Genomic DNA, 5,798 nt, shown 5'->3' with positions numbered 1-5,798 from the left:
CAGTAGCAATGTTAGGTGATGGTCAGATAGTTGAAGGAACGTTAGATGAACATGGACGGACTGGTCGGTTGATGTCAATGGAGTCTCAAGAAGTTGAGGTATTAGTAGGATACTTAGATAACTGGAGTGTAGAATTTGATACAGAACATGAAGAGCCTGAGACTATTGATGAAGTAGAGTTCGAATACTCAGACGCAGAATGTGCTTGTAATGCGCCCGCAGAAGATATCGCTTTTTTAGAGGATGAAGAATAATGTCAAATAGTCAAAAAAAGCTTACTGCATGGTTTGTATTGCTTGATGCGCAAAGCAAAGTTCTGAAAAATATTGAATACAAGGTCACAGCAGTTAACAGTAATGAGGAAGAGGAACACGTCGTTAAAGGTAAAACTAATAGTAAAGGGGCAACTTATGAGTTTGTTAAACCTATCCATACTAAGCTTTGTCTTTATGTAAAAATAGGAACTAAAGACTTTAAAAAAGCTGGAAATATATCGTTACCACCAGTTAAAGAAAATAGACTTAAAATTAAGGCTAAAATCAGTGCAGTTTTAATTGACTCAAAACTAAAAAAACATGGCAACGAAGCAGGTAGTATCAAGCGTAAAGATTACAAAGTAGTTACAGGTGATACCTTAGAAAGTATTGCTAAAAAACATAACACGGACATTGCAACATTAAAGCGTTTGAATCCAAAAATAAAAAGTATTCATAAGATATTCGCAGGTCATTGGTTAAAAGTCCCAGTTCAAATCGGTGATGTCGGCAAAGAAACGGAAGATAAGCCTTCTCCATCAGTTTCGACGAAGCCGCCTGCTACAAAAACTAAGGGTAGTGAACCTGTAGATTCAGAGCAACCCTGGTACGATAAAGCTTGGGATAGTGTTAAAGATATTCATGATGAAGCAGACGCTATGATTGATAGAGCAGAAGAAGCTATCAAGGATGGGCAGCAAAAAATAATAAAAGGAACACTTGAGGCGATGGAAAGTGTCACTGATGCAAGTGAGAAGTTATATGACACATTATTTGGTGATAAGGAGGATACTACACCATCTAATACCAATCCTACCCAAAATAAGGGTAAAGTTGATGAACCCAAATTAGATGTGAAGAAAGAAACCGGTAATAATCAAAAGGGGAACCCTGTCGAACAAATTACCTATGACAGTGATACGACTGTTTATCATATTTATTTTGATGGACGTATAGAACGTCAGCACCCCAAAGCAGAAAAATATGCTGCATTCGTTTATTACGATGAAGGTGGCAGTAAACACTATTTAGGGAAAACTAAATATATTAAAACGCCACGTTACGGTGGAGGAAAAGATGTATATTTAGTTAATATTGGTGGAGATAGTGAAAGTAGTAAATATGATGGCAGTCAGATTGATGACAATAATATATCATCAGTTGAAAAAGAGAAAAGATTGTCAAAATATAGAAAAGGCAAAGTCAGCTATAATATATTTATGAATTCTAAAGAGTATCAACGCTATTATTTGTCTGGGGTTGCGATGGCTACATTTTTAGGAGCGCTATGTAAATTAGGATATGATGATATCTCTTTTAACGGAGCTAGTAAAATTGACGGAAGCCCTGGCCCTAGTAGTAGTCATACTAATGGTAAATGCATTGATATAAGATATCTTAGAAAAGACAAAAAAGCTTTAGAGATGATATTAGACGATCATAATTATGATTCTCAATATGATCATGAGAGAAACATAAGACTTGTTAATACTATGCATGAGTTTGGTTGGGGCAAAAGAAAAAGACCTGACAATTCAATAGTAAAAATGCTTAGTGTATATTTTACTAATCCTAAAGCAGGTATAAATAAGAGTTATATTTTGCCACATTGTGGACCTTATCGAGGGCATGATAATCATCTCCATCTTCAAGGATTAGTAGCAGATATTAAAGATATTGATGTTATTCATAAAGAACCTGAAAACGAGAATGTTCAACCTACAGATGACTGTACAAAGAAATTTCATAGAGTATCTAAAATTATTCTTCGTCACGAAGGTGGTTATGTTGATGATCCGACTGATAAAGGCGGTAAAACAAATATGGGTATTGCGTGGAAAACATGGTTGACATATGCTAAATCTGATTTAGGTCTTGAGCCAACTAAAAATAACTTAAAAAATATAACATCTGAACAAGCTGAGATCATTTATCGTAAAAGGTATTGGGAGCCTAAAGGTTTTTGTAAAGTTGAAAACGACAAGGTTGGTTTAATGATATATGATTGGTCAATTACTTCGGGTGGGGCTGGAAAAGAGGTTCAAAAATTACTTACTAACGAATTCAAGCAAGACGTTGGTATTATTGATGGCGCTATCGGATCCAAAACTATACAAGCCGTAAACAATGTTGAGAATCAAAAACTATTACTAGAGAGAATAGCGGCTATTCGAAGAGAATATTACCATATGCTTGTAAGACAGAGACCTAAAAATAGTAAATATATTAAAGGTTGGCTCAATAGAGTTGAAAGTTGTTTGAATGCTAATATTTGAAACTTAGTCCACAGTATTTTACACAATTAGATTAATTTGTGACAAAGAGTATAAGGAATCAACTATGACTGTTTTTAAAAAATTGATTGTATTATCATTTTTAATATTACTTCAATCCAGTTGTAGTTCAGAAACGGTCAATCATCAACAAAATAATATCTTAACTACCTCTAATCAGTCAGACAGTCGCAACTACTCACAGTATCTCGGTAAATGGAGCGTCGATACTTACGACTCTAATCAGGAACCTATCTCGTCTTTATCTGTAGATATAGATGACTTATCTACATCCAATATTGAAGGTAAATATTGCTATATTAGTAGGTATGGTAAGAAAATTGACTGTCTTAACGATTTTCAAGGCTTTGCTATAGGTGATAATCAATATTTAATAACATTTGATAGTTCATTCGATAACATACAAGGCAAAGCAATTTTAACTTTAGAAGAAAAAAAAGTAATTTGGATGCTTAAAGAGTTTCCTGCTGACTTAGGTGTTTCTGCTCGTAAACATGCAATATTACTTAAAGATAAAAATCAACAAATATCCAAAATAAATGCAGATTCAGAATTACATGCTATAGAATATATTATAAATGTAGAAAGAGCTTTTATATATAAGCAGCCTAATATTAATTCTAAGACTTCATCATATTTTATAGCAGGTGATGAGATTGAGGTACTATCTACTAAAGATGATTGGGTAGAGACTTCTTATCTAAAGGGTTCAAAGACAGGTTGGTTACGTCTTAAAGATCTCGAAGAAAAAAAATATTCCAACTCAACGCCCAAAGAATTGACTAGTAGTAAAATAAAGAATGCATCAGAAAGTATTCAGCTGGTTAAATCTAATCAAAAAAAATATGTTTTAAACAAAGATGGTATTAGTAATATTTCTCTAGGACAAAAGTTTAAACCGAATGAATTTACTAAATTCGAGAGTCAGTTAGAAGGTGTTGATAACTGTTTCCTCGCAAACTCTAATCTGTATCCAGATCATCAATACTCACTATCTTTTCAGTTTTTTGGTGATCTGTTAACTGGTGTCAGTGTCTCTAAAGGTGGTACTACCAATTTTGATAGTTTTACATCATATATGGGTGTCAAAATTGGAGATACTGTTGAAACGGTAATGAAGCTACACAACAAGCAGCCTGACGAAACATTGGATAGTCCACATACTGATGATCCTATTTTTATATATTGGACTGATAGTTCTAAAAAGATAGGCATGCGCTATGATACTGTAAATGGAGAAGTATCAAGCATGAGCCTTAACTATAATCCATATATTCGTTATTTTGAAGGCTGTGGTTAATGGGTAAGTTTTAATTATTAGAAAGTTAAGAGGATATATATGCTTATAAGATTATTAATATTACCTATCTTGCTAACCTTATTTTTAGCATCTTGTGCTGAAAAAATAAACAATAATGATTCAGGTGACCTCAAAGCCACAGAAGTGCAAAGTAATTTCAAGAAAAGTAGTGATGTAGAACCTATTAGAACCAATACTGTCAGCGATAAAATTATTACAGCGAGTGGTACTAAAAACTTTACTCTACTCGATACTATTGAAGATATTGAATCTAAATTAGGTATGTCTTTAAATTTAGAGCACACTATCAATGAGTGCTCTATGGATAGTAGCAACTCAGAATTTCAATTGCTGTTTTTGCGTGACACTCTAATCTCAGTTGAATTTTTCGATTCTAGCTACCAAACCAGTAAAGGCTTTAAGGTAAACGATAACATCTCTAAACTCTTGAGTACCCATCCAGAAGTCGAGTATCACGAATATACAAGCAATATGGGTGATGAAAGCTACTATATGACAAATAGATATTATACGACTCGACCCAATGCTCAAGGTAATACATTGACTTTTAATGTTTCAGACAGATATCCTGATACTATTACAGACACGGATCCTAATACTATTAGCAGTATATCCGTATCCAATAATTTAGATGATAGTAGTATTTGTAGTGTCTACTAAAAAACTATGCTTAACTCACGATAAAAACATTATGAATACTAAAACATGTGATTAGAATAAATTTTGTGAAAATTTTGAAATATATCACTCATAGCAAACGAATATGGCTTATACCTACCCACACCCAACAAAAAACCCCGCATCATGATGACACGGGGTTTTCTTGTTTTAAGTATAAGGCTTTCAATTTTAAAAGCTTATGTACTCAAGATTAGGTCAACTGAGCCACATTAATCTTGTCCTATTCTTCAGTGTGCTCTGACATACGGTCGAAGTTCATGTATTGATACATTTCCTCACCCATGCTATCTAGCAGCCTATCATGACAGCCATTTGCATTCAATGTTCGATGAAAAGCGCGTAAAAATAATTAGAGAATAATATGTTTAAATATAGCTTAATATTTGTAATGGCCACACTTTGCTCCTGTAGTGTAGATACAAGTGAAACAAAAACTTCGTCTCCTTTAAATGAAACATTATCTAAAGAACTTAGTTCTACAGATTTACACTCTACAGGTATGGGTATCAGACAAATTTCTGATAAAGAATTTATACCTCTACTAGAAAAATCATGTACAGCTGAAAATCTTTCTTACCCCGAAAAATGCTTATATTACGACAAAGTTAGTAATTATAGTTTTGATAGTATAAACCTTGATAGTTTCTCAGGTGCTAACAGTAAAGTCATGCTAAATACTAGACTGCTCTTAGGGTCAAAGAATGATGATGGTGATTATTCTACTAAAACACTTGAGTTAAATACGAATATTGATGGGTTAGAGGTTGATTCTATCAATATTTATGAATATGAATTTAATGAGTATTCATATAATGAACGTATTTTCTATATGAATCAGGATTTTGAACTATGGATTCTTAATTCAATCATGTTTGAAGGTGTCTTATATATCGTATCTTGGGAAAAATATAATATCGATCCCAAAACTGGGAAAATATCAATTGACTCTACAGTGCATTATGACCCCTGCCGTCAAATCCGGACACATAAACTTGGGAGATTTTAGTTACGCAGCCTGACGATAAAAGTCAAACCACACCTGTCTTGGCGATTTATAGCCTAAACCCTTTTGAATCCTAGTTTGGTTGTAATACAGCTCTATATATTGTGTGATCTCGTTGGTCGCTGTAAACCTTGTTTTATACTCTTGATGGTATACAAGCTCATTCTTTAACGTACCCCAGAAGCTTTCTATAGGAGCATTATCAAAGCAATTGCCTTTACCACTCATTGAGCCTTTAAAATGAT

5 protein-coding genes and 1 pseudogene are annotated in these 5,798 nt (G+C 33.5%); 5 read left to right on the top strand and 1 reads right to left on the bottom strand.

From position 1 onward, the window contains the following. The 5 genes and pseudogenes from ACT3SX_RS13545 to ACT3SX_RS13525 form a co-directional block, all read left to right on the top strand. Positions 1-254: pseudogene (locus ACT3SX_RS13545) on the top strand (hypothetical protein); the annotation flags it as partial. Continuing rightward, positions 254-2,530 (top strand): glycosyl hydrolase 108 family protein, encoded by a 2,277-nt coding sequence (locus ACT3SX_RS13540; protein WP_192520518.1) that lies wholly within the window; start codon positions 254-256, stop codon positions 2,528-2,530. The pseudogene ACT3SX_RS13545 and the gene ACT3SX_RS13540, both read left to right, overlap by 1 nt. Positions 2,531-2,594: 64 nt before the next feature. Further along, positions 2,595-3,848 carry a hypothetical protein gene (locus ACT3SX_RS13535; RefSeq protein WP_192520517.1) on the top strand — a complete coding sequence of 418 codons (1,254 nt, stop codon included), beginning with the start codon at positions 2,595-2,597 and terminating at the stop codon, positions 3,846-3,848. Between the two features lie 39 nt (positions 3,849-3,887). Then, positions 3,888-4,529, top strand: coding sequence for a hypothetical protein (locus tag ACT3SX_RS13530; RefSeq protein ID WP_192520516.1), 642 nt, complete (start codon positions 3,888-3,890; stop codon positions 4,527-4,529). Positions 4,530-4,911: 382 nt separating this feature from the next. Further along, positions 4,912-5,556 carry a hypothetical protein gene (locus ACT3SX_RS13525; protein ID WP_444761535.1) on the top strand — a complete coding sequence of 215 codons (645 nt, stop codon included), beginning with the start codon at positions 4,912-4,914 and terminating at the stop codon, positions 5,554-5,556. Here ACT3SX_RS13525 and ACT3SX_RS13520 read toward each other — a convergent pair. Then, the coding region (locus ACT3SX_RS13520) for an IS3 family transposase (RefSeq protein WP_444519351.1) at positions 5,557-5,798 on the bottom strand (242 nt) is incomplete at its 5' end. It lies immediately after the preceding gene.

This window comes from Psychrobacter sp. AOP31-B2-9, from assembly GCF_052378005.1.
Lineage (GTDB): Bacteria > Pseudomonadota > Gammaproteobacteria > Pseudomonadales > Moraxellaceae > Psychrobacter.
Note: the sequence above shows the minus strand (reverse complement) of the source record. Positions and strands in the feature narration are given on the sequence as shown.

Bases quoted from the DNA above. Each gene is read 5' to 3' on its own strand.
- ACT3SX_RS13535 (WP_192520517.1), top strand. From the start codon at position 2,595: ATGACTGTTTTTAAAAAATTGATTGTATTATCATTTTTAATATTACTT.
- ACT3SX_RS13525 (WP_444761535.1), top strand. From the start codon at position 4,912: ATGTTTAAATATAGCTTAATATTTGTAATGGCCACACTTTGCTCCTGT.
- ACT3SX_RS13540 (WP_192520518.1), top strand. From the start codon at position 254: ATGTCAAATAGTCAAAAAAAGCTTACTGCATGGTTTGTATTGCTTGAT.
- ACT3SX_RS13530 (WP_192520516.1), top strand. From the start codon at position 3,888: ATGCTTATAAGATTATTAATATTACCTATCTTGCTAACCTTATTTTTA.